This is a genomic window from Streptomyces sp. P17 (genome assembly GCF_032436805.1).
GTDB lineage: Bacteria > Actinomycetota > Actinomycetes > Streptomycetales > Streptomycetaceae > Streptomyces.
In genome coordinates, this window is the sequence record NZ_JAVRBF010001531.1 from 1 (window position 1) to 233 (window position 233).

Consider the following 233-nt stretch of genomic DNA (forward strand, 5'->3'; position numbering starts at 1 on the left):
GAACGGACCCTTCCAGACGCCTTCTCCCCAGCCTCGCAGGGGATCGCCCCACGAAAAGAAGAGACCCCGCAGCGGGTAGGGCACGAAGCGCGACAGGCCGATCCGCACGCCGACGGCGTCGAGTTGCGGGCCAACGGCGAGGTCGAGATCGAAGTCGACGTAGATCAGCGCCGTCAACGCGGCTTGCATCCGCGCCAGCGGGTCGACCGACAGAGCGACGGTCGCCGTGAAGT

At 67.8% G+C, this 233-nt stretch carries 1 protein-coding gene; it reads right to left on the reverse strand.

Annotation, left to right across the window (positions count from 1 at the left end; all coding sequences use genetic code 11):
- Window positions 1-233 (reverse strand): DUF2612 domain-containing protein (locus tag RMT89_RS45590; protein ID WP_315889629.1); only part of this gene is annotated, 233 nt, incomplete at both ends.